The sequence below is a fragment of the Myxococcales bacterium genome (assembly GCA_012517325.1).
Classification (GTDB): Bacteria; Lernaellota; Lernaellaia; order Lernaellales; family Lernaellaceae; genus JAAYVF01.
In genome coordinates, this window is sequence record JAAYVF010000132.1 from 1 (window position 1) to 22,303 (window position 22,303).

At 60.1% G+C, this 22,303-nt stretch carries 18 protein-coding genes, 1 tRNA gene, 1 pseudogene and 1 riboswitch; of the genes and pseudogenes, 5 read left to right on the forward strand and 15 right to left on the reverse strand.

What is annotated here, in order from left to right:
• Window positions 1-108: transposase (locus GX444_21155; GenBank protein NLH51093.1), on the forward strand; the 108-nt coding region annotated here is incomplete at its 5' end.
• Window positions 109-414: 306 nt separating this feature from the next.
• Here the strand turns inward: GX444_21155 and GX444_21160 are convergent.
• The 6 genes and pseudogenes from GX444_21160 to GX444_21185 all read right to left on the reverse strand — a co-directional run bounded on the left by GX444_21160 (window position 415) and on the right by GX444_21185 (window position 9,312).
• A pseudogene (locus tag GX444_21160) lies at window positions 415-519 on the reverse strand (AAA family ATPase).
• 404 nt (window positions 520-923) lie between these two features.
• Complete coding sequence (locus GX444_21165; GenBank protein ID NLH51094.1) at window positions 924-1,388, reverse strand: ASCH domain-containing protein; 465 nt, start codon at window positions 1,386-1,388, stop codon at window positions 924-926.
• A complete protein-coding gene (locus GX444_21170; protein NLH51095.1) occupies window positions 1,385-3,139 on the reverse strand; it encodes a hypothetical protein in 1,755 nt (584 codons plus the stop codon). The genes GX444_21165 and GX444_21170 overlap by 4 nt, the downstream gene beginning before the upstream one ends.
• Window positions 3,136-4,155: a hypothetical protein gene (locus tag GX444_21175; protein ID NLH51096.1), complete on the reverse strand. Its 1,020-nt coding sequence runs from the start codon at window positions 4,153-4,155 to the stop codon at window positions 3,136-3,138. Before GX444_21175 ends, GX444_21170 begins: the two co-directional genes overlap by 4 nt.
• Window positions 4,156-4,157: 2 nt before the next feature.
• On the reverse strand, window positions 4,158-7,616 hold the full coding sequence (locus GX444_21180) for a class I SAM-dependent DNA methyltransferase (GenBank protein NLH51097.1): 3,459 nt from the start codon (window positions 7,614-7,616) through the stop codon (window positions 4,158-4,160).
• A gap of 1 nt (window position 7,617) precedes the next feature.
• On the reverse strand, window positions 7,618-9,312 hold the full coding sequence (locus tag GX444_21185; protein NLH51098.1) for a hypothetical protein: 1,695 nt from the start codon (window positions 9,310-9,312) through the stop codon (window positions 7,618-7,620).
• Between the two features lie 352 nt (window positions 9,313-9,664).
• Here GX444_21185 and GX444_21190 point away from each other — a divergent pair, with 352 nt between their 5' ends.
• Both GX444_21190 and GX444_21195 read left to right on the forward strand, forming a co-directional pair.
• Window positions 9,665-9,907 (forward strand): helix-turn-helix domain-containing protein, encoded by a 243-nt coding sequence (locus GX444_21190; GenBank protein NLH51099.1) that lies wholly within the window; start codon window positions 9,665-9,667, stop codon window positions 9,905-9,907.
• Window positions 9,908-10,370: 463 nt separating this feature from the next.
• The gene (locus GX444_21195) at window positions 10,371-11,618 is read left to right on the forward strand and encodes a site-specific integrase (GenBank protein NLH51100.1); all 1,248 of its coding nucleotides are present in this window, start codon (window positions 10,371-10,373) and stop codon (window positions 11,616-11,618) included.
• 44 nt (window positions 11,619-11,662) lie between these two features.
• Here GX444_21195 and GX444_21200 read toward each other — a convergent pair.
• The 9 genes from GX444_21200 to GX444_21240 all read right to left on the reverse strand — a co-directional run bounded on the left by GX444_21200 (window position 11,663) and on the right by GX444_21240 (window position 21,042).
• Window positions 11,663-11,736, reverse strand: a tRNA-Pro gene (locus GX444_21200).
• Window positions 11,737-11,775: 39 nt separating this feature from the next.
• On the reverse strand, window positions 11,776-13,209 hold the full coding sequence (locus tag GX444_21205; GenBank protein ID NLH51101.1) for a hypothetical protein: 1,434 nt from the start codon (window positions 13,207-13,209) through the stop codon (window positions 11,776-11,778).
• A gap of 114 nt (window positions 13,210-13,323) precedes the next feature.
• Window positions 13,324-13,403, reverse strand: a riboswitch (cyclic di-GMP riboswitch).
• A 251-nt stretch (window positions 13,404-13,654) separates the two neighbouring features.
• Complete coding sequence (locus GX444_21210; GenBank protein ID NLH51102.1) at window positions 13,655-14,317, reverse strand: ribulose-phosphate 3-epimerase; 663 nt, start codon at window positions 14,315-14,317, stop codon at window positions 13,655-13,657.
• Between the two features lies 1 nt (window position 14,318).
• Window positions 14,319-15,650 (reverse strand): 16S rRNA (cytosine(967)-C(5))-methyltransferase RsmB, encoded by a 1,332-nt coding sequence (gene rsmB / locus GX444_21215; protein NLH51103.1) that lies wholly within the window; start codon window positions 15,648-15,650, stop codon window positions 14,319-14,321.
• Window positions 15,651-16,574, reverse strand: a complete 924-nt coding sequence (locus GX444_21220) for a methionyl-tRNA formyltransferase (GenBank protein NLH51104.1) — start codon at window positions 16,572-16,574, stop codon at window positions 15,651-15,653.
• Window positions 16,575-16,577: 3 nt separating this feature from the next.
• Complete coding sequence (gene def / locus GX444_21225) at window positions 16,578-17,102, reverse strand: peptide deformylase (protein NLH51105.1); 525 nt, start codon at window positions 17,100-17,102, stop codon at window positions 16,578-16,580.
• Window positions 17,102-18,736: a PAS domain S-box protein gene (locus GX444_21230; GenBank protein ID NLH51106.1), complete on the reverse strand. Its 1,635-nt coding sequence runs from the start codon at window positions 18,734-18,736 to the stop codon at window positions 17,102-17,104. The genes def and GX444_21230 overlap by 1 nt, the downstream gene beginning before the upstream one ends.
• Window positions 18,737-18,748: 12 nt before the next feature.
• Window positions 18,749-19,918 carry a diguanylate cyclase gene (locus GX444_21235; protein NLH51107.1) on the reverse strand — a complete coding sequence of 390 codons (1,170 nt, stop codon included), beginning with the start codon at window positions 19,916-19,918 and terminating at the stop codon, window positions 18,749-18,751.
• A gap of 440 nt (window positions 19,919-20,358) precedes the next feature.
• A complete protein-coding gene (locus GX444_21240; GenBank protein ID NLH51108.1) occupies window positions 20,359-21,042 on the reverse strand; it encodes a porin family protein in 684 nt (227 codons plus the stop codon).
• A 224-nt stretch (window positions 21,043-21,266) separates the two neighbouring features.
• Here GX444_21240 and GX444_21245 point away from each other — a divergent pair, with 224 nt between their 5' ends.
• Both GX444_21245 and GX444_21250 read left to right on the forward strand, forming a co-directional pair.
• Complete coding sequence (locus GX444_21245; GenBank protein NLH51109.1) at window positions 21,267-21,893, forward strand: hypothetical protein; 627 nt, start codon at window positions 21,267-21,269, stop codon at window positions 21,891-21,893.
• Window positions 21,894-21,896: 3 nt separating this feature from the next.
• Window positions 21,897-22,295 carry a YjbQ family protein gene (locus GX444_21250; protein ID NLH51110.1) on the forward strand — a complete coding sequence of 133 codons (399 nt, stop codon included), beginning with the start codon at window positions 21,897-21,899 and terminating at the stop codon, window positions 22,293-22,295.
• Window positions 22,296-22,303: the final 8 nt, after the last annotated feature.

The window sequence follows — 22,303 nt, forward strand, 5'->3', positions numbered from 1 at the left end:
ATCGACCAATATGTCCGCTGGTACAATGAAAAACGAATCCACTCGGCGCTCGGTTACCGGACGCCGAACGAGGTCGAAGCGGCTTACCTCACCCTAAAAGCCGCCTAAATCTGTCTTGCTTTCGGGGGGACACTACGCAGTCGTGCCCGCCGCCACATCGAACACGAGGACGGAGGAGTACGGGTCCTCGTCGAAGTGCTGACCGAGGCGTAGCGCGACCTCACCGGTGCCCTCCGGCAGCGTCAGCGTGAAGTACCCGCTCTCGCTCGTGGTAGTCGTCACCGCCGGGGAGAACGACGACAGCGTGACGTTGTCGAGCGCCTCGACCTGAAGGTAGGGGTAGAGGGGGATGGTGGAGCCCGCCGCGTTGCCGACGTACACGAAGACCTTCCCGCCTATCGTATTTGACGTGCTGTCGTCGTCGTCATCGTCGTCGCCCGGCGACGTATCATCGTCATCATCGTCGTCTGATGTGTTGTCGTCGTCATCCCCGCCGGTCGTATCGTCGTCATCGGGGTTCGTGTAGATGTTCGTCGTACTGCCGCCGTCGTCCTTGCCGCAACCCAAGAAGAGGCCGAGGAGCACTAAACTAAGAACCGCTAGCCAATAAGCTGAGATTCTGATCTGCATGACGCCTCCTGCTCTTCGCCCCCAAAAAAAAGGGGCGACAAGTGGCCCGCGTCGCAGCACCACAAGCGCCCCTCCCGTAGAGGCGCTGTGTAGTCAGCACAACGCTTGCAGGCGGCGTTATGCGACGCGGTTGTTGCATCACGATCAGCGCAGGCTCTCGTTCGCGGGTGACTAGACCGCCAGCTCCGAAGAGCAAAAAGCCAACACTTCACGTTGATGCGAAAATATTATCGTCGGGCTGCGACCGACTTGCAAGCTGGAACGCGGAGAGCAGTTCTTACCGTCGGTAAAAGCTAAAGAACAGGATGCGGGAGTCGGCCGTCGAGGTCGCAAAAAACCCGCCGAAGAAGGGTTCGATGATCTACTTGCTCGGTTGACAAGTAACGGAAGGACTGAGGTGGACGGAACCCCGTGAACAGCTTCCGCAAACTCACCAGCGGGATTTCTTTCTTTAGACGTTCGGAATTTCGGATCAAGATTCCATAAGCACTTTTCGAGCCATCGAAGTAGTTCATGAACGTCGCGCGATCCGCCCCAGCGTGCTTACCCCACTTCCTCCACATGTTGGGAGCCGAGGTTTCCACCACACCGCCAACCTCGAACGCTCCGATGAGGGCGCGCTGCGCTCCTGATGCGTAGATAAGGCACAAGTCGCCCGCCTCTACGTTCGGTCGGACCCGGCGAAACTCGATGGACTTCTCGCCGTCAAGAATTTTGTTAGCGTACTCGGGTTTGATCGAGAGAAGCAGAACCTTCACTTCGGGTGCCCTCCGTCTCCGCTCAACGCGCCGTAAAGATTATATGGGATACGAAAAGCGGAGATAGGGTTGAAGCCCTTCACGAACTTCTTGATCCGATCTAAGGTGATCGGACGCTCGAACGCCTCGAACCAAGTGAACCTTACAGCCATAGCATGACCGTCGGCATTGAGGTGGTTGCAGATTTCGGCAACCGTGTAAATGCCAAGGTCGCCGTAGCGGATGAACAACGTCTCCGGGTCCTCAACCTCAACGGACTCCACTAAGGCGCTGCCCACGATGCCGACGGCTGCGCGCGGCGAGTCCGTGACGTAGAAAAGCACCGGCGACCCGCGCCGCAACCGCCCTTCGTGGCGCGGCCGAAAGTAGTACACGTTGTCGACACGGAGGAAGCGCTTATCTGCTTCAGGTCCGAAGAGCGCAAGCTGTGCTTCTCGCCACTCAAACAGGGCTTTCGCCCATCGCATTTTTATTGGGATAATAAAGGCATCCCGGTCCTCAAAGGCCAAGCGCACTGGATACAACCGCGCTTCGATGTCCAGTTCATCCCAGGTTGCCCGTCGTTCCTCATCCCCATTATGCCATATTACTGAAAGGACCGGCCTTCCTTGAGGTGCTTCGGGGGGCCAATCACCAGCCACCGAAATACTAAGAGAACCGAAGCGAACGGGCTCGGGATTTAGAGAGGCCGGGACGACCGGGGTCCCGTCGAGATGTCCCAGCCCGTCATCTGCTACGACCGGGTAACCCAGGACCTTTGCTATCTCTTGCGCCAAGTCAGGCATCTGAGCCAGGCCATACTCGCCATAGAGAAAGTGGCGCGCCAGGATAATCTCCATGGTTGCATCGTCGTATCGACGAGGAGAGACCCCTTCGACGAGGAACCCAAAGGACCGGAAGAACGCCACGAGTTCCGATTCCTTTGACGAAACCGTGACCATGACCTTACGCACACCCCGCTGCGCCCAGGCTCTGATCTCGTGGAACAGTAGATGCTGCCCGACGCCGTTGTCTCGGTTTGCATCCCCGACGAAGAAGGTGCTGAGCTTCACAACCTTACCGTCGGCGCTCTTGGGCTTCGAGATGGAGATGGCGGCGAGTCGGTCGTCGACGGTGGCCACCTTTCGCTGCGCGGCTGGATCACCCCAGATATTCCCGAACCAGTCGTCGAAGGCTGGATAGATTTTTGCGATAGGCTCGACGAGAGCGCGGGCCGCCGTGAACTCATCCCCCTTTGCGAAGCGAATCAGTATGTTCGGGAGGGGAAGCGCACCACTGACGACTGGTCTCTGGGCCACCATCTCGGATAGAACTGACTCTGGCGTCCGGACCCGAAGGCCGTGTTGGCTGGTGAGGCGCTCGCTCGCGTCGAGGATTTCCTGATCCAGGGTCACAAAAATATCCGCCCGTCCCACGATGGCCTCGGCGAGGTGCCGAGCATCTGCCTCGCGGTTCGACCGCGAGCGGGACTCGGGGCTCTTCGTGCCGAAGACGAGGGTGTAAATTTCGGGAACGAGCCGCCCCACCTCAACCGAGGAGCCGTCGAGGATCGGCGGGAAACCTTGGACTTGTCTCATCCGACGTTCGCGCCGGGCGCTATCGTGATCTTCTGCAACCTCCACCGCTGCAACCGATGTAACTCGGAGGTCTATCTGGTGCAGGATGCCGCTCCGGAGCAATCGCACCCAAGCGTCACTTTCACCCTCTAGGGTGCCGATGATCCCGTTCATGTCGAGTACCAAGCGGATCACTTCTGGCAGAACTCCTCAAACGTCGAAAAAAGGCGTCGACCCTGTTTTCGGTAGTTGCGCCCCAGGGCGGTGTCGGCGATCCGATACTGAAGGTAGGCCACGGCGTCCTCGAACCGGTCCAGCGGCGTGTCCTTCACCTTGCACCCAAACTCCCGCAGGTAGGCGTTCCGGATCAAGGCGTACTTCATCGCCTGGCCCGTTCGGTCGCACTCTGCCTTCTTGTACTCGTTGTAACGTCCGACGAGGTGTTCCAGGTAGTTATAGCGGTAGGCGTCGGTGGCCACCGTGCCCGCGATGATGATCGGGGGCGACTTCTTCCCCCGGCCACTCGCGTACTTTATGTTCATGTCGCCAGCCACGTTGATGTCGCCGCCTGCGACAACGTTTCCGCTCCCAACGACCTTCACGCGCTTACCGAGCTTGCTGCCCCGGATGGGGATGACATTGCTCGGAAGTTCCTTCGGTCCCTGCGGGTCGGAAGTGGAATCCTTCAAGTAATGGCGCTCGTCCCACTTCAAGTCGAAGCGCATGTGGGTGGGAATGGTCGGCATTTCCATGTTGGCAACGAGGGCTACCTGGGAGAGGCACCGATACAGATGAGGCCTCAAGATGTTCAGGGCATCGAAGTAGCCTTGGCGTTGAAGTTGCGGTCCTTGCGTTTCCGTGTAGGACAAGAACTGCCGCACGCCTTCCAGCATGAACTCGATGAGCAGATAAAGAGCCGTGTCGGTTTTGTCCTTGAGCTTCACCTCCATGTCCACAAGAAAATTCCGAATCTCTTGGATCGAATCCATCGCGTTTTTGATGCAGCCGTCGCAGCACTCCCATGCGTTCAGGACCCGCTTGTCGGCCAGGCGGATGACGACTTCCCGAGCGACATCTCGCTCGACTCGATCCGGTATTACCTTGATCGAAACCAAGGGGAGAGAGACCGTGACACCCTCCGCCTTGAACGGGAACTTCTTCGCCTTTTCTATCAGGCGACGAAGATTGAACTTGAAGCTGTCCCGGTCCATGTTCAAACCTTTTTTATAGTGTGGCCGAGAACACCCCACCGCATTTCGTCTTTATCCGCGTTGGAGATGAGAACCCCCAGCGCCGCCAGGGTGACCAAGTGCTTTTCGACCGCAGTTTTACGCGCACCCTTGAACGCGGCGGCGACATCGTCGACGGACCATGATCCGGGGCGCGAAGCGAGAAGATCGCGGATCGCCTTGAGTTGGTCCGGAACGGACTTCGGCCAAGGTTGCGGGCCGGTCGGCGTCGCCACCTTCTCGGGTACGGACAGGCCGTCGAGTTGCGGTTGGACGGCTGCGGTCTTGCCGGTCGGGTTCTGGAAGTCCGGCCGGAGCCAACGGACGATCCCGCGCTTCTCCTCTTCGGCGCGTTCATGGTTGAGGGCGACGAGGCGCGCGAGCAGTTCGTCGTCCGGCAGATCAACGGGCCAGCCGTAGGCGTCGGCGACTGCCGCGTCTAGTTCGTCGTGCAACTGCTTGAGCACACCGACGAGCGCCTTCTCGTGGAAGGCGCGCTCCTTCTCAGTCAGCGCCGGGCCGCCCTCGCGTTCGATCTGGCGTAGCCGCTCCAGCGCGTTGTACATACCGGTCAGCGTCGCGTCCGGGTGATCGGCCTGTACGCACTTGCGGAGTGCATCGAGTCGCTCACCGACTTCGCGGATTCGCGCTTTCTGATCGTCGGCGGCGTCGGGGAAAGGGAAAGGATCGAAGCAGCGAGTTTTATTGTAGCGTGGACGATCTTCAAGAGTACCGCCGGAAATCAAAGACCATGTCACGTGAAACCGACTCGAAACGATCCCGAGGAAATAGGCATCGTCGAGGGCGATGTTCACCAACATGTTGTCCGGTAAGATCGAGGTATCGAGAAACTGAAACACGCGGTGCTTGGCCGTCTCAGTCGTGGCGATGTAGCGCCGGAGCCCTGAGAGCGCTTTACGGAGTTCGGGGCGCGGTTTTCCGAACAACCACCAATCCCTCGCGTACTGCTGGGAGTCCTTCGTGCCGCCGTCGGCCTTGGTGTCTCTCTCCGGCTTCACCCGTTCATAGACCCACTGGTAGGCCGAAGGAAACTTGTCTCGGACTTCGTTTGATCCAAGGCCAAAAAGGTCGATGACCATCACCTTGCGGGGCTTCTGCATCACATCCTTGCCATTCAGGTACAAGCGAATATGGCGTTCAAGGCCCGCGACGTTCCCGAGGCCGAGCTTCACCGCTTCTTCCGGCGTGACGATGAAACCGGCTCCGTGGAGTTTGACGCCAGGGTTGCTCAGGTTTTCGTTGCTCCGTAGAGGAACGGCTTGAGTAACATCTGCACCTACGGTCAGATCGGCGTTCAGACCCCCGATCTTCTGATCGAAAATCACGACCACGGCGATGTCGCCGGTCTCTACTTCCTTCTTCACCGTCAAGAGCCTGCCGGTGCGCTTACCCGCTTCGCCGACCGTCATCGCGATCCGCACCGCCGCGCCCTCGGCACTGTCCACCCATGGATGATCCGGGATGGCAAAGGTCAGAGACAACGGCGGATCGCCTTCAAGGTGGCGGGCGAGAACACGACGACTGAAGGTCTGGCGCAGGCTGTTTGTCGTGATGAAGCCGAAGCGCTTGACCTTGCCCTGCCGCGCCAGCACCGCAGCCTTCTCCCACCAGTACATGACGAAGTCGCAGCTTTCAGGCACGTCCGGATAATTCGCACGCACGGTCTCGGCGTAACCATCACCGAGCGCCTGCCTCATCAGCCAGTTGCCGATGAACGGCGGGTTGCTAACGATGAAGTCGGCCTCGGGCCACTCAGCGGGGCGTGCGTTGATGTAGTCGAGCACCGGCACGCGAGCATCCTCGTCGGGTACTTCCTTGCCGGTGATCGGATGCGTCTTGAAGGTGCGTTGATCCCAGGTCGTGATCGGCTTGCTGTTTTCGTCGACGCGCGGGCGGATGTCGTCGTAGACCAGCACGGCGTCGCGGCAGACGATGTTCTTATACTCGCGCAACACCGGCTCCGCCGGTCGCAGATCGCCGTGGACGCGGCGATACCACTGCAAGTAGCCGATCCACAGCACGAGGTCGGCGATCTCGCGGGCGCGCGGGTTGATCTCGATGCCGAGGAATTGGCCGGGGTTCACCATGACGCCTTCCAACTCGAAGGCGGCCTGTGTGACGCCCAAGTCGGCTAATTCGCGCAACACCTCGGCCTCGATCTGCTTGAACAGATCGAGGGTGACGAAGAGGAAGTTTCCGCTGCCGCACGCCGGATCGAGCACGCGGGTCTGAACAAGCTTGTCGTGGAACGCGCGAATTGCGGTCGCCGCCTTTTTACGGTCGTCGGCGGTGGGCTCGGCGTCGCCCTTGTCGACGAGCTGCCGCGCCTGCGCCTGCGCGATCACCCATTCGGCTCGCAGCGGCTCGATGACGGCGGGGCGCACTAGGCGCTCGATATACTCGCGCGGCGTGAAGTGCGCGCCGAGCTTCTGCCGCTCGAAGGGGTCGAGGGCGCGTTCGAGTAGCGTGCCGAAGATCGTCGGCTCGACGTTCGACCAGTCGCACTTCGCGGCGTCGAGTAGAAGCTGAAGCTGCTCGGCGGTCATGGGGATCGACCGGCAGTTCTTGAACAGGCCGCCGTTGAAGCGAAGCAGCTTAGCCTCGAAGCCAAACGGTAAGCCGTCGTTCATCGCCTTCCAGAGCTGCTCGACCTCGTGCTGGAACCGGCGTGGTTCGGGCTGCCACCGCTCCTCGACGGCGCGCGTGAAGAGCTTCTCCGGCAGCAGGCCCACGTCTTCGGCGAACATGGTGAACAGGCAGCGCATGAGGAACTGCGCGACCAGTTCCGGATCGTGCTTTGACTTTTCCAGATCGCGGGCGAGGTCGGCCAGCTTCGCCGCGACCTCGCGGGTAACGCGCTGCGCGTGCCGGGCCGGATCGAGATCAAGAGGATCGACGAAAACCTTGATGAAGAAGTCGCGGACGCTTGCGTCGGCGAGTTGCGACAATTCGATGGTGTGTCGCGCACCGTAGCCTCCATAGTGCCCGGAGAACCCGGACCACACTTCGAAGCAGTTGCCGATGTCGGCCGTCATGAGGACCGGCGGCTTGCCCTCCGGCAGATAAGCCGCGTAGCGCAAGGCCTGGCCGTAGGCCGCGCGCATGGCCTTGTCCCACAACGCCGTACCGCGCCGCGCGGTGCCGAGCACGTCGTCGCCCGCTTCAGAACCTTGCTTCGCTTCCCAGACAAACGAGCCACGCCGATAGAAGTCGATGAACCCGGTCGTCGAGCGGCCGTCGGGCGTGTCGATGGTGACCGCGCGCTCGAAGCAGTAGTCACCCGACTTGTCCGCCGGGTCCGGGCGCGGCACGCCGAGGGCGTCGCAAAGGTCCAGGAAGAAGTGGTCCTTGTGACGGCGCTCGTGCGCGGACGACGCCGTCCAGCGCGCGATGAACTTATCGACCGATCCGCTGATCGTCACGTCACCCCCTTCGTACAGGGTGCTGTCCGAAGTTTACTGATGGTGGAGCACGAGCCGGACGCCGGGTTCTATAGAGCCCGTGCCGCCGATCATCAACATCACCTAGTCGGTTGCAGAACTTATCACGAGGAACCGCGTGCGACAACCAGATAACGAGAGCAGCCAGACGTTGCAGGCGATGCAACCTAGCCAAGTTCCGGGGTGTTTTTCTGATCGCCGGAACTCCGCCTGCCGCATCATGTGCGCGAGGTCGTCGATGGGCCTCGTCGGTGTCGCGCGTAGCGGCCTCTAGGAACGCGAATAGATCATCGTTGGACTTCGGGCTGTCCTGGCGTGAGATCGCCGCCTGGCAGGCCGCATAGGCCGCCCAGTCGGCCGCTACTGACCTCGCCAACGGCAGCAGCATCTTCTTCGCTTTGTGCTCGGTCATATCCATGCCGCAGACGGCACGGCGTACTTCGGCGCTCGGGTTGCCGCCAGTGCTGCCGATCATCCGGAGCCGCGACGCGATGTGCTCCCAGTAGTCAGGGTTGGTCGGCAGAGGCGGAAGGTCGATGTCGGTGCCGATGGCCGACGGCCGCACGGCCTCGAAGACCCACCAGGCGTACCGTATCGCATCAAAGAGCGCGAAAGCCTCATGCCGGTAAACGGTGTAGGGCGTCAAACCCAGAGCGATCAGTTGGTTTATGTCCTCGTTGAGAACGCGCTTGTTGCCCTGGTACATGACCGGGGGCTGCTTCCGAACGGCCGCAACTCCGCGAGCGCGGCAATCGGCGAGCAGAGAACGGAGCCTCGGGACCAACCTCGGGTGCTCGCACAAGTCGAACGCCTCGTCGTCGGTCAGAGCTGCGGGATCGGCGACGTGATCCAGGCCCAGTCGTCGAAGTTGGTTGGAGACAGCGTCGGCGAACCGCAGACCTCCGAGCACATGCGGCAACCGTCGGTCCGGCGCAAACGGCGACATCGCCGCCTCGATCTCCTCGCCGATCAAACGGAACTCGATCTTGCCGACCATCAACGCCATCGCCGCTACGTCCGGCCGGTGCCGATGCCGGAGGTCGATCCGGTATGACGCAACCTTCAGGCCGATGCTCTTGCGGCACATGCCCAGACCGGTCACCGACTTCGGCCGGGAGGGGTCAGGATGACGAAACCGGCGACCACGATACAGGTCGGCAAGGCCGTAGTGATCGCGCAAACCGCCCGCCACGTCGACGAACCGATCCCACTCGTCCTCGTCGGCGATCTGGAACTGGACTGCTAGGTCGAGGCGGGTGACCACGCCCTCGCGCGCCACGTGCTCGATCCCGAGCAGGTCGAGCAGGCGGGCGAGTCGACGAGGGATGTCGGCCAGAGTGGACGGGGGCACCGGTCTGAAGTTCACCCGGCGGCCCAGGACGGTCGCTACCTCGAACTCGACGACGATCAGTCCGTGGAGGTCGCCGCCGATGTAAGCCCGCACCCGGACGGCTTTTCGCTTGATCGCCCCTTGGAAGACGAACTCGTCCCACGCGACCGGCGGATCGCCCAGTTCGTCGCCGGGGCGAGTACATGTTCGGTGGTGGGTCATCTTCCACGGCAGCTTGGCGAACCACCCGACGGACAGGTTCGGATCGCGGTATGCGAGATGAACCGTGTCGACCGAGGCCACGGCCGGGCGCAAGCCGAGATCGCGAAGCACCTCAGCGCCCTTCAACGCCGGGACTAGCCTGGGGCTTCTTCGATTTGGTGGGCCGGTCGTTTTCGTCGTTTTCCCCTTCTAATGCAGAGGCTCGTCGGCCTCTGGCTCTTGACAAACTCTCGTTCTGCCGCGCCGACGCCCCGCGATATGCGCGCCGCCGGTCGTCTGTATCTTCAGCGAGCAGGGGTTGCGGATGAACCCGCGTTCGAGCTGTAAGCCACCCGTGTTGATTTTCGAGAAGCTGTAGGCCCGGACCAACCTTGATCCGTCCGTTTACGGCACGCCGAAGCCAGAACCTACAAAACGCTCACGCCGCCACACTCTCCCAAGAAGATAAGGGCCAGAAGAACCACAAAGTGAGGTGAGCATGAAAGCCACGAAGTTGAAGAACGATCTGGTCAGCGCGGCGAAGGTCGGCAGGCAAACGGGCCTATCCCGCCACACGATCCTGCGGCGAGCCAAGCAAGGGCTGATCCCGAGCTACCGCTTCGGTCGGAACCTGATCCGGTTCGACCCGGACGAGGCCGTGGAAGCCCTGCTCGCGACCGGGCAACAGCAACAAGAAGCCGGTCCCGAAGGCGACCCCACCGTGATCGCAGTCGACCAGTGATTCGCGATCACACGACCCCGGCGCGGCGATGGTCGCGCCGGGGTGAGTTCGGCGATCCCATGATCGCCGCCTGAGCGAGACGGTCGGCGGGCCGACCTAAATCGCCCGCAGAAGTTCTAACGAGCGCGACATGCGCAGCCGTGACGACGTGAGGCAGGTCGTCGTGGTGGGGAGACGGAAGCACTCCCGACCCTGATGAGGGCCGGAGCTATGAACGAGAACAGTACGATCTTCGATCCGACCACCGAGCGGTTCCTCGGGACCGTTGAACTGGGCGAGCTTCTCGGCTTGGACGCCAAGACGGTTGAGCGCCTGGCACGACGAGGGGAGCTGCCGGGCGTCCGTTACGGTCGGACCTGGAAGTTCCTGCTGACCGATGTGCTACGATGGCATCGGCAACATAGCAGTGATGGCTCTCGCAGGAAGGAGGATTCCGATGCGAAGACGAGAGCCAATAGCACGAGTGATGCGCCTGGTAGGCGGCGGATGGCAAGGCCGGTTCTGGTACACGAACCAGACCGGAGACCGAATTCGCTTCCGCCTTCAGATTTCTTCAACGGGGACAAGGCGAGAAGCGGAGACGAAGGCGGCGGAACTGAAGCGACAAGCTGACCGGCTCGGATACGTACCCGGATTCAACGATCCCCCGCCACCGCCGGAGGTAGAGGTTCGCTACACATTCTCCGGTTTCTCGGAGAGGTTCTACAAGCTCTACGCCTTGGTGGAGAACGGTCGGAGCGAGCAGAGGAACAAGGAGAGCCATATAAGAAACCATCTACTGCCTTTCTTCGGTGACATGGACATCCGCGACATCGACGCCGAGAAGGTGGCCGAGTTCAAGGCGGTCATGCAGAAGAAGCTGAAGGCGCTGCCACCGAAGACGAAGACGATGAAAAAAAGGCAAGAGAACGAGGTCGTTTCGCCAAGTACGATCAACAGAAGTCTGGGTACCTTGAGGAAGATGATGAACGTAGCTTGCGACTGGAGGTACATCAGTTCGGTGCCGAAGATCAGAGACCTGCGGCTCGACCCCGTCGAGCAGGACTGTTTCACCATCGAGGAGCGCGACCTCTTCCTTGAAACCTGCCTGAAGTACAGGCCGGAGTGGCACTGCTTCTTCGCGGTTCTGGCCCACACGGGCCTCCGAAGAGGAGAAGCTGCCGCGCTAAGATGGGAGGACATCCAGTTCGCCGACCGAACGATCCGCGTTCGGCGCTCAAGGGATCGAGATGGCACCGAAGGGCCGCCCAAGACTCGCGAGTTCCGAACGGTTGAGATGAACAGCTTCGTGTATGAACTGCTCAAGGCCCATCAGCACCTCAAGGGGCCTTACGTCTTCTACAACTCGGCCGGTGGGAAGCTGGACATCAACGGAGGCGCGAAGGTGCTCAAGTGGGTGTGCCGCATGGCTGGGCTCAGGGCCATACGGATACATGATTTCCGGCACACCTTCGTGACCACCGCTCTCGACAAGACGGGAGACGTTTTTGCGGTCATGAAGATCGCCGGGCACAAGCACCTTTCCACTACCCAAAGGTATGGCCACGAAAACAAGGCGGCGCGGCGGAGAACAGTGGAGAGCATCGTCACCAAGAAGTCCGAAGGTGCGACGGTGGCGACGCCGGATTCTGAAACCCCAGCTTGCGCGCAACTGGCAACGGAGGTGGCAACGGAGCCTCTGAAGCTGAAAATCGTCGGGAGTGAGCAATGAGAAAGGCCCGCAAGATCATCGTCTTGCGGGCCTCACAAAAGAAGTCGGGATGACTGGATTTGAACCAGCGGCCCCCTACTCCCGAAGCAGGTGCTCTACCAGGCTGAGCCACATCCCGATCCTGGGATGCCTCTTATAGTCAAAAATAGGAATGGCGTCAAGAGGTTTCAAAACCGGCCGCATCCAAATCGGCCAACCCGCGCACCAATCGGCCGAAATCGAGAAACGAGGAATAGAGATAAACGCCGTAGCGCAGCATCAGCGGGTCCGCGACCGAGCCACCCCAGGTCGATACGGCCCGTTTGAAGAACAAAGCTTTTTCCAGCGTCACGGTTTGGCCGAGACGAAGACTGTCCATCATTCGGAGCGAGCCGGCCACCAACAAATCGCCATACCCCTGCTGCGGCGATCGATCGGGATCGGTCCAAATCCAGGGATGATCCAGCCGCGCCGCCCGGACATTGAACGACCGATCGGCCGAGTAGGAAAGAATCAGGTAGTCGGTGCCAGGAACCGGTTGCACGGAGAACTCGCCGAAAACCGGCTCCGCGATAATCGGCTTTGCCTCGTCGATCGCCCCACGGGCCCAACACTCGCTCGGATCGCCGGTATAATAATAAATCCGCGCGGCCGATTGGGGGCTCTCCAGATCGTCCAAGCTGAGATAGGCCAGATAAAGCGAGCTCTCGCGGTAATCGAGACTGAAATCGAGCGAGCATGCCGCCCAGGATTCCGCGCTGCCGCCATCCAGGTCGTTGTCGAGGTCCATCCCACTGCCGTAAATCAACAAACCACGCTCCCCCGATTTCGTCCAAGGGATCCCGCACGCGTCATTCGCCGGCGGGAGTCGATCGCGTTCGACCAGGACCGGCGCCGCCTGGATGAATTTCTTCTCGGCGAACAACGACAGATGGCGCCATTCCCCGCTTGCCACATCCATCGCCAAAAGATGCGATTGATCGCATCGCGGGTTGTTGAGATACTTCCCATACCAATAGTAAATGGTTTCCTCATCCACTTGAATCACTCCCGTCGGTACGGAGTAACCAAGTTCCAACCCGCGGGGAGCACCATCGACAAAAATCCGGTTTTGCTCGAATTCGGTCAGTAAGCCGGTTGCCTCGCCGGACGCATCAAAGGCGGCCTGTTCGGTCACCGAAACGTATTGAAGTCCTCCATCCAGGTCGGCCGAGGCCTCCACCCAATCCAGCGTACCGTCGCCGTTGAAATCGTACGTATACGGCACGCCAAGGAGCGAACCACCGACCCAGAGCCGACCCGAAATCCAGCGGCTTTTCGGGATGGAATCGCCGAAGAAATAAAGAGTCGCGTCACCGACCCGGACGCTGTAACCGAGATCGGTGCCCCAGATCAGGTTCTCACTGAAATTAGCCGGCAGACCGGGAGCGGGGAGATCGCCGGGCAATCTGCGTCCCGCCAAGAAGTTCCGTTCGTAATGGCAGATTTCCACCGCCAGCCCATCGCCATCCGCGCTCAAGCAATGTGAGTAATCCACTTCCTCGCTCGGATTGACGAGGGCATTCGTCCCTTCCCACTGGCTGGCGGCGACTGCCGGGCGATGCCAAGCCAACCCGATCGCGATCACAAAAAAGAGGTGGATGAAGGATTGAATCCGGGCTTGGCGATCGATTCGGCCGGACCGGAAAAACAAAGATGTGCAATACAAGTTGTTCATGGTCCCAACTTCGGCAACCCGGCCATCTCGACAAGCGAGATCCGTCGGCTTTGCGTCCCCACCTCGCGGCGGGTTTGCCTTTATCGGTCGGGGAAAACGCGCGACTCATTTCGCGCGGTCCGCAACCGGATGTCTATTAATGGTTTCGACGGCTCCGCGAAAAGACTTTACCTTTTTCCAAAAACATCACCGCTATTTTCACGATCCAACGTCCATTCATGGTTTGATCGTTGTATATTTACACCAGCGGTTGACCTTTTACTCGCCACATAATGGGCTTTAGCCACTACCGATCATATAGATATAATAGAATTCACGCGAAACAAAACGGGGATTTCATTCAAACCTTGATTTGCTCGGCTTGGCGCATGGCGCGAATCGGCACGGCATAGTCGGGTTGCGAGAAGACCGCGTTGCCGGCCACGAAGGCGTCGGCGCCGGCCTGCAACACCTCGCGAATGTTGCCCGGCCCCACCCCGCCGTCGATTTCGAGGATCACGTCGCCCCGTCCGGCCTCGACGAGCAGGCGGCGCATCCGGCGGATCTTCTCCAGTGTGCGCGGGATGAACATCTGGCCGCCGAATCCGGGATTCACGCTCATCAGCAGCACCAGGTCGACGTCGCCCAGCACGTCGGCGATTGCCTCGACCGGCGTCGCCGGATTCAGCGACACGCCCGCTTTTTTGCCGGCAGCCTTGATCTGCTGCAGCACGCGGTGCAGATGCGTGCACGCTTCCTCGTGGACCACGATGTAATCCGCGCCCGCCGCCGCGAATTCCTCGACGTAGCGGCCCGGATCGACAATCATCAGATGCACGTCCAGCGGCAGCTTCGTGACCTGCCGCAACAACCGCACGACCGGCTGGCCGATGGTGATGTTCGGCACGAAAACCCCGTCCATGACATCGACGTGGATCCAGTCGGCCCCGGCGGCTTCCACGGCGCGGATTTCCTCGCCGAGCCGGGTGAAATCGGCGGACAGAATGCTGGGCGCGATAATCATGTCATTTCCTCCGGAAACGGGCGGCAAACATTCCCTCGGCGCCGGTGCGCGGCGGCAGCGAAAGGAAGGTGCCGTCTGCTTGTAGGAACCCATCGTACCGCGAGGCGAAGTCGGGACGCAAATCGTCCCGGACAAAGTCGGCCCGCTCGTTCAGAAACCGCTCTGTCACGCTGGTCGTTTCGGCCGCGGTCAGCGTGCAAACCGAATAGAGCAGGACGCCGCCGGGGCGCAATCCGTCCGCTGCCCGCCGGCAGATTTCCAATTGCAGGTCGGCAAGTCGCGCCGGATCGCCCGCGGTCGCCTGGTATTTGATTTCCGGCTGCTTGGCCAGCGTGCCGAGCGCGGTGCAAGGCGCGTCGATCAGGATCCGATCGAACGGGCCTTGTTCGCGGTAAAAATCACCCGGCGCGGCGGCGTCGAGTTGCCGGACTTCCGCCCAGGTGATTCCCAGTCGCTGAAACGTGGATTGCAGCAACCGCAAGCGGTTCGGATGCAGATCGCCCGCCACCAGTCGGCCTTGGGGACCGACCTTCGTCGCCAGAAACGAGCTTTTACCGCCGGGTGCGGCGCAGAGATCCGCCACCTTTTCGCCGGCGCGCACGTCCAGCAGATCGCCGACGATCTGCGACGCCTCGCCCTGCACCAGGAAAGCTCCCGCGGTCAAAAGCGGATGTTGCAAGGCGGGTTCCAGGCGCGGCAACCGCACGCCCCAGGGAGAATGAGGGGTCGGGCTCGGTTCCAGGTCGGTCAGCGCAACCAGGAGGGCGTCTCGATCCATTTGCAGCGGATTGACGCGCACCACGGCCGGCGGGGTGGCCTGATCGGCCTGCGCGATGGCGACCGCCGTTTCCTCGCCGAACAGGCGCGCCCATTCGCGCAGTATCCAGAGAGGATGCGACCAGCGAATCGCCGCGACGGCCAGCGGATCTTTTCCGGCGGGCACGGGCAGATCGTTTTTGCGTCGTTGCACGGTACGCAACAAGGCGTTGACCAGCCCCGCCGCGCGGCGCGGCGCCAGTTTCACCGATTCGTCCACCGCCGCGTATTCGGGAACCCGATCCAGAGACAACAGTTGGTAGGCACCCAGCCGCAGCGCATCGGCCACGCGGTTTTCCATCCGGCCGATCGGCTGGCGCGAAAAGTTGTCGAGCAACCAGTCGAGGTAGATGCGCTGCCGCAAAACACCGTAGACCAGCTCGGTGACCAGACCGCGATCGTGGTCGGCTAGTTCGTTTTTCTGGAATTCGGCGTTCAAGGCCAGATCGGCGTAGGCGCGGTGCTGACGAATACGGCGCAACACGTTCAACGCGACTTCGCGGGCCGAGGCGGCCACTTATTTCGCCTCCAACCGGTCGCCTTCGCACAGGCGGACGCCGTTGAGAAACGCGGCGGCATCCATCGCCTTCTTGCCCTCCACCTGGACCGACAGCAGCCGGAGCGCGCCCTCGCCAGCGGCGACTATCAAGTCTTTTTTCGCCCGCAGGACGGTGCCCGGAGCGCCGGCGCCGTCGACGCATTCGGCCCGCAGAAGCTTGATCGTCTTCCCCTGCCAGAAGGTATAGGCGCCCGGCCAGGGATTCATTCCGCGCAAGCGGGCGGCGATGATCCGCGCGGGCCGGGTCCAGTCGACGAGGCCGTCTTCCTTTTTCAGCATCGGCGCGTAGGAAGCGCCGTCCGCCGGTTGCGGCCGGGGCTGGATTTTATCGGCCAGCCAGTCGCGCAGGGTTTCGAGCAGCAGCGGTCCGGCGCAAGCGGCCAGTTTTTCGAGCAGCGAGCCGGCGTCGTCCGCGGGATCGATCGGCACTTCACGCTGGGAAAGAATCGGGCCGGTGTCGATGCCCTCGTCCATTTTCATGATCGTCACGCCGGTGACCGTCCGGCCGTCGGCGATCGCCCAGTTGACCGGCGCCGCGCCGCGATAGGCCGGCAACAGGCTGGCGTGCGCGTTAACGCACCCGAAGGGCGGCGCGTCCAGCAAGGCCGGGCGCAAAATCTTACCGAAAGCCGCGACGACGATGACCTCCGGCTCATCGGCCAGAATCCGCTCGCGATCCGCGCGAGTGATTTTTTCGGGTTGCAGGATCGGAAGGCCGGCTTCCAGGGCTACGGTCTTCACGGGGGGCGCGGCCAGACGGCGGTCCCGTCCCGCGCCGCGGTCGGGCTGCGTCACCACCAGGGAAGGACGCTCGCCCATCGTCAGAAAATAGCGAAGGATGGTGGCCGCGTATTGCGGCGTGCCGAGGTAGACAAAGCGCATGGATCAACCGTTGTTGGCGGATTGAAGCTTTTGCTTCTTCAACCGTTTCTTGATGGCGGCGCGCTTCAGCGGGCTGAGGTGATCGATGAACAGAACACCGTTCAGGTGATCGATTTCGTGTTGCAGAACAATGGCCAGATAGCCCTTACCGTCGATTTCCATCAGATGGCCGTCGGGGTCCTGCGCCTCGACCTTGACGTGCGCGAAGCGCGGCACTTCGGCCCGTTCTTCCGGCACCGACAGGCAGCCTTCATCGATCGAGGCTTCGCCCTCGGCGAAAACGATGCGGGGGTTGATCAGCGCGACCAGCCCCGTGTTGATGTTCTCTTCCTGATCGCGGACGTCGATCACGATGACCTGCTGCAACACGCCGACCTGATTGGCGGCCAGACCGACTCCCGGCGCGGCGTAAAGTGTTTCGGCCATGTCGCGCACCAGTTTTTTCAAATCGTCGTTGAACTTCGTGACCGGCTTGGCTTTTTCACGCAAGACTGGGTCGGGGAAGGTATGGATCGGTTTCAGCGCCATTAGTCACCCTTTTGCTTCGTTTTCGGTTCAACCGCCGGGAGTTCAAGGAAAAAAGTGCTGCCGGCGCCTTTTTCGCTCTCCACCCACAGGCGGCCACCGTGACTTTCAATTATACCATAACTAATCGACAATCCCAGTCCAGTGCCCTCCCCCACTTTTTTCGTCGTAAAAAACGGGTCGAAAACATGCGGGATATCCTGGGGATCGATGCCGATGCCGGAATCGCGGATCGCCACTTGCACCAGGCCGTCCCGGGATCGCGTGCTGATCGTGATTTTGCCTTTTGCCGGGATCGCCTGGACGGAATTGTGCAAAATATTCATGAATACCTGATTGAGCTGCCCAGGATTGCCGGAAATGGGCGGCAAGGGCTCGAAATCACGTTCGATTTCGATCCGGTCCTTGTATTGGTAGTACAATAGTTGCAGCGTGGATTCGAGGCCTTCCAACAAATTCACGTCTTCGCGCACGCCCGAATCCAGGCGGGAAAAGACGCGCAGGTTCTGCACGATGGTCTTCATCCGTTCGGCGCCGGTGGCGATGTTTTTGACGATCTTCTGGATATCCTCGGTCAGATACCCGAATTCCGCCTGGGTCTTGAGCCGGTCGATCTCCCGCCGCATTTCCTCCGACAAGGGAAGATTGTCGTATTCCTGGATGATCTCAAAAATGACGCGAAGGTTGTCGGCGAGCAGCTTGGTGGACGCCGAGACGAAATTGAGCGGGTTGTTGATTTCGTGCGCCAGACCGGAAACCAGCACGCCCAACGACGCCATCTTTTCGGAATTGACGAGCTGCATCTGGGCTTCTTTTTGCGCCTCGTAGGCCTTGCGAAGCTGCTCGTTGGTGCGGCGCAATTCGGCATTGGCCGCCGCGAGTTGCCGCGACCGGATTTCGACGCTGCGTTCCAGCTTGATGCGCAAGGTCACATCGCGGGTCAATTCCAAGCCGGCGACGATGTTCCCCTGCTGGTCGCGGATCGGGCTGCCGGTGGCCTCGTAATAGCGCAGGTTGCCGTGCTTGTCGTAAACCCGCCGCAGGCTGCGATGGATTTGCCCGGTTTCCATGGCGATTTTCACCGGACAACCGGTGCACAACTCGCCCTTGTGTTCGTATACCCGGTAGCAATATTCGCCGACCTGGTTGCCGAACACCTCGATCATCGGATCGTTGAGGTAAATGACCCGCATGTCGCGGTCGACGATGCTGATGCCGTCGCCGATGCTCTGCAGGAAGGCTTCGACCTGCTGTTTTTCGCCGGCCAGTTCGGTTTCGACTTCCCGGCGGATTTTCTGCTCGAGCTCGGGGCGACGGGTATCGATCAGTTTGGAAGCCTGATTGATGTTTTGCCACAAGGCCAGCAATTCCGGTTCACCCCGGAAATCGGTCGCGCCTTCGATCGGCCGTCCCGCGACGACCTCCTTGGCCTTGGATTCCAGCAGTCGCAAGCGCCGCACGTGTTGGCGTCCGAAAACGAAGGAAATCAGCAGGGCAACCGTCACTCCGGCCAGCAGCGGTACGAGCAGGGACGTTTGTGGAAAAAGGGTGTGAACGATCAACATGACGACGGCGGGCAAAAGCGAAGCCAGACCAAGCCAGATCGCCATTTTCGTCAGAAAGCCGACGGGTTTCATCTTCCGGCCGACTCAACCGGGAATCACCACGATCCGATCGCGCCCCTGCTCCTTGGCCTGATAAAGAGCTTCATCAACGAGGCTGATCAGGCTTTCGCGATTGGAAGCGCGCGGATGTGGGAAAAAGGCGATACCGATACTGGCCGACAGATGGATCTTATCGTTGTTCGGCGCGACGAAGACATGGCCCTTCAAATCCGCCTGAATCCGCTTGGCCAGAAACATGGCGCGATCGGTTCCGGTGTGCGGCAGGATGATCAGGAATTCGTCGCCGCCGTAACGGGTGGGATAATCCGTTTCGCGAATGTTGTGCCGGATGATGCGCGTCGCGGTGCGCAGCACCGTATCGCCGAACAAGTGGCCGTGCGTGTCGTTGACGATCTTGAAACGGTCCAGGTCGATCATCATCACGGTCAGAAACAGATTGTACCGCCGCGCCCGGCCGATTTCGCCGTCCATCAAAACCAACATCTGCCGGTAATTGAAAAAACCGGTCAGGCCGTCGGTGATGCTCAATTGTTCGAGCTGGCGGTTGATCGTCTCGAGTTTGATGTTTTTCTGTTTGTTTTCTTCCTGCGCCTTGATGAGATCGAGATTGGCGCGCGCGAATTTTTCACTCATTTCGATCGCCAGCTCCCGCTGCTGGCGGTATTCATTGGCCAGTTTCTCAAAGGCCGCTTTTTGCCGTTCCAATTCGGCGTTCATGGCTAGCAATTCCTGGTTCTTGGCGATGAGATCCCGCGTCAGCCGTTCGTTTCCGGTAAGCAAATCGTATCGTTCGAGCTCTTCCGCGACGATTTGTTTGATATCGCCCGGATCCCAGGGTTTCGCGGCGAAACGATGCACGCGGCCTTGGTTGATCGCCTGCACCGCGACGTCCATGTCGCCGTAGCCGGTGACCAGCATGCGGACCACCGCCGGATATTTTTCCTGGAGCCGAATCAACAGTTCGGTGCCGGTCATCCCCGGCATGCGCTGATCGGTGATGACAAGGTGGATTTCTTCCTGCGCCATGATTTCCAAGGCTTGTTCGGCGCTGCGGGCTTTGAAAATCCGGTTGCCGCGCCGCAGCGTGGAGGCCAACAAATCGAGGTTTTCTTCTTCATCGTCGACAATCAGGATGTGATGGATTGTCGGTGACGGATCATCGGCGTTTTTTTTATCGACGACTGGTTGTTCCATTTAAAAACCTTATTTGATTCAGGATAACAGGGTTGGGCATCAGAAGGCAAGCATTGGATTGCCTTTACAAACAAACAGTTATCCCGGTCGCCGGTAGAGAGGTGGCAAAAAAACGTCTCAACCGAGGGATTGCGGCGATGCGTCGCAGCCGTGGCGCGATGCAAGAAAAGTCGCGGTATCCACCGGCATTTGGTTGACAAGATCGGATCCTGCTTTACATTGAATCCCAAGAGAAACCACCGTAACGGAGGGTAACATGAAAAGATTCATGCTTCGCCCGATCGCCCATTGCTCCGAGGGCTGCTGTAGGTAGTCCTGGGCAAGACAGAAAACTGCCCACGGCAAAAAATTGAGAGCGCGTGCCTGGCCACGCGCTCTTGAATTTTAAAAAAGCACGGCCGGCCCGCTTGGGCCGGCCGTTTCGCCATCGACAAAAGTGTTTAGTTGAACAGGCCGAGCAAACCGATCTTCAGGCCGTATTCGGTGCGGGTCAGATCGAAATCGTGATCCGCGTTCCCGTCATCCTGAGAACCGTCACCGGTGTAATAGTCGAGATACAACGCGGCGGACAGGCCGATGTTGTGGCTCAGATGATAAACCACGCCGCCCTTCGGCTGGATCAACCAGCCGCTGCCTTCGGTCTCGGTGTCCTTGGCGCCTTCGGCGTCCGGCTCAACTTTGTCGTCGGTGCTGGCATAGCCGACACCAAACATGCCGAAAATGGAGAATTTGTTCGCGACCGGATAGAAATAACCGATTTGCGGACCAATCGCCCAGGTCGTGGATTTTTCGGTCGCGTCATCGCCTTCGTCACTGGTGTATTCGACGTTCAGGAAGGGGCCGATCTCCAGGCGCGGGATGATGAAATAGCCGCCCAGGCCGCCCATGCTGAATTTGAATTGATCGGTACTTTCCTTGTCGCCTTCGTCCGGTTTGATTTCAGTGCTGCCGCTGGCGATGTTGAAATCGAGGTCGCCCGCGATCAGGATCGTCCCTTGTGAAAAATAACCCGGCGCGCCGCTGTCGCCGCCGCCCTTGCCCTTTTTCGCCGCGAAGGTCGGCGCCGCCGCCAGTAAAAGAATCAGGGTCAGGCAAAACAGCATCCAGAACAGTTTCTTCTTCATGTAAAACTCCCCTTGTTTTTGATAGTTGAAGCTGAATTTGACCGAACTATAGCATCCCGGAAAAAGAAGGGCAACGAAAACCAGCGGCATTTCCGGCCCACATGAAAATTTCCATTTGCAACGCCGGGTTTTAACTTCGCTTTTTGTACGATAGGATTTGACAGCAAAAAATCGATGGCATATTCTGATTCGCCGATAACGTTTATCACAGGATGGAGACAGCCATGCGGATCCGTAGTTTCATGATTGCGGTAGTGTGCCTTTTCATTTTCGCCGGATTAGCCGCATCCGCCCCGGTGGTGGATGAAAAGAAACCGGCCTTGGGCGCGCACTTCATGTACAGTTTCATTCCCGATTCGTTTCTGAGCATGGCCTATCAGGAACACACCTCGATTTCGGCCCTCGGCTACGGTGTCTGGGCTTCCTACGGGTTCACGCAATTCGACGCCCTCTTCCAGGTCAACAACTGGACGCTGATGATGGACGACGGCGCCTGGCGGGCGAACGGCGACAAGAAAAAATATCGCTACTGGATGGAAAACGACAACTTCGGCATGGCTGATTTCACGACTTCCATCCTCTGGAAGTGGCGCGTGCATCCGGCCGTCGAACCCTACGTCGGTCCGTCAATGGGCGTCGGTTTCCTTTACGGCCATTTGAAATCCTGGGACTCCAACGACGCCGGCAAACAGATCGGCGAGCCGACCAACAAAGAACTGCCGCCGGTTCTGCCGCTCGTCGGCTTCCTCGGCGGCTGCCGTTTTTACCCGGTGCCGAATTTCCGCATCTCGGCCGACCTTGGCTTTTACGCCGGGTTCGCCGGCGGTGTCAGCCTCGGTTACGCTTTCTGATCGATGCTGAAAAAGCTAACCGTCCCGACGGCCAGCCGCGAACAATTTCTGGATATCACTCGTCAGGTACAGGAAGTCGTGCGTGAAGCCAGCCTGCAAAGCGGCACCGTCACGGTTTTCGTGCCGCACACCACCGCCGCGGTGACGATCAACGAAAACGCCGATCCCAGCGTGATCCACGATCTGCTGTTCGCGCTGGACCACGCCTTCCCCGACCACCGGCAATTCCGCCACGCCGAGGGCAATTCGGCGGCCCACGCCAAATCCAGCGTCGTCGGATGCAGCCTGACGGTCATCGTGGAAAACGGCCGGTTGGCGTTGGGAACCTGGCAAGGCATCTACTTCTGCGAATTCGACGGACCCCGGCAGCGGTCGTGTTACGTCAAATGCCAGGCCGACTGAGCGGCGGT

What these genes read in the sequence shown, in the direction of transcription:
- GX444_21175 (NLH51096.1), bottom strand. Translation starts at nt 4,155, where the DNA reads ATGGACCGGGACAGCTTCAAGTTCAATCTTCGTCGCCTGATAGAAAAG.
- GX444_21190 (NLH51099.1), top strand. Translation starts at nt 9,665, where the DNA reads ATGAAAGCCACGAAGTTGAAGAACGATCTGGTCAGCGCGGCGAAGGTC.
- GX444_21210 (NLH51102.1), bottom strand. Translation starts at nt 14,317, where the DNA reads ATGATTATCGCGCCCAGCATTCTGTCCGCCGATTTCACCCGGCTCGGC.
- GX444_21220 (NLH51104.1), bottom strand. Translation starts at nt 16,574, where the DNA reads ATGCGCTTTGTCTACCTCGGCACGCCGCAATACGCGGCCACCATCCTT.
- def (NLH51105.1), bottom strand. Translation starts at nt 17,102, where the DNA reads ATGGCGCTGAAACCGATCCATACCTTCCCCGACCCAGTCTTGCGTGAA.
- GX444_21230 (NLH51106.1), bottom strand. Translation starts at nt 18,736, where the DNA reads ATGAAACCCGTCGGCTTTCTGACGAAAATGGCGATCTGGCTTGGTCTG.
- GX444_21235 (NLH51107.1), bottom strand. Translation starts at nt 19,918, where the DNA reads ATGGAACAACCAGTCGTCGATAAAAAAAACGCCGATGATCCGTCACCG.
- GX444_21240 (NLH51108.1), bottom strand. Translation starts at nt 21,042, where the DNA reads ATGAAGAAGAAACTGTTCTGGATGCTGTTTTGCCTGACCCTGATTCTT.
- GX444_21245 (NLH51109.1), top strand. Translation starts at nt 21,267, where the DNA reads ATGCGGATCCGTAGTTTCATGATTGCGGTAGTGTGCCTTTTCATTTTC.
- GX444_21250 (NLH51110.1), top strand. Translation starts at nt 21,897, where the DNA reads ATGCTGAAAAAGCTAACCGTCCCGACGGCCAGCCGCGAACAATTTCTG.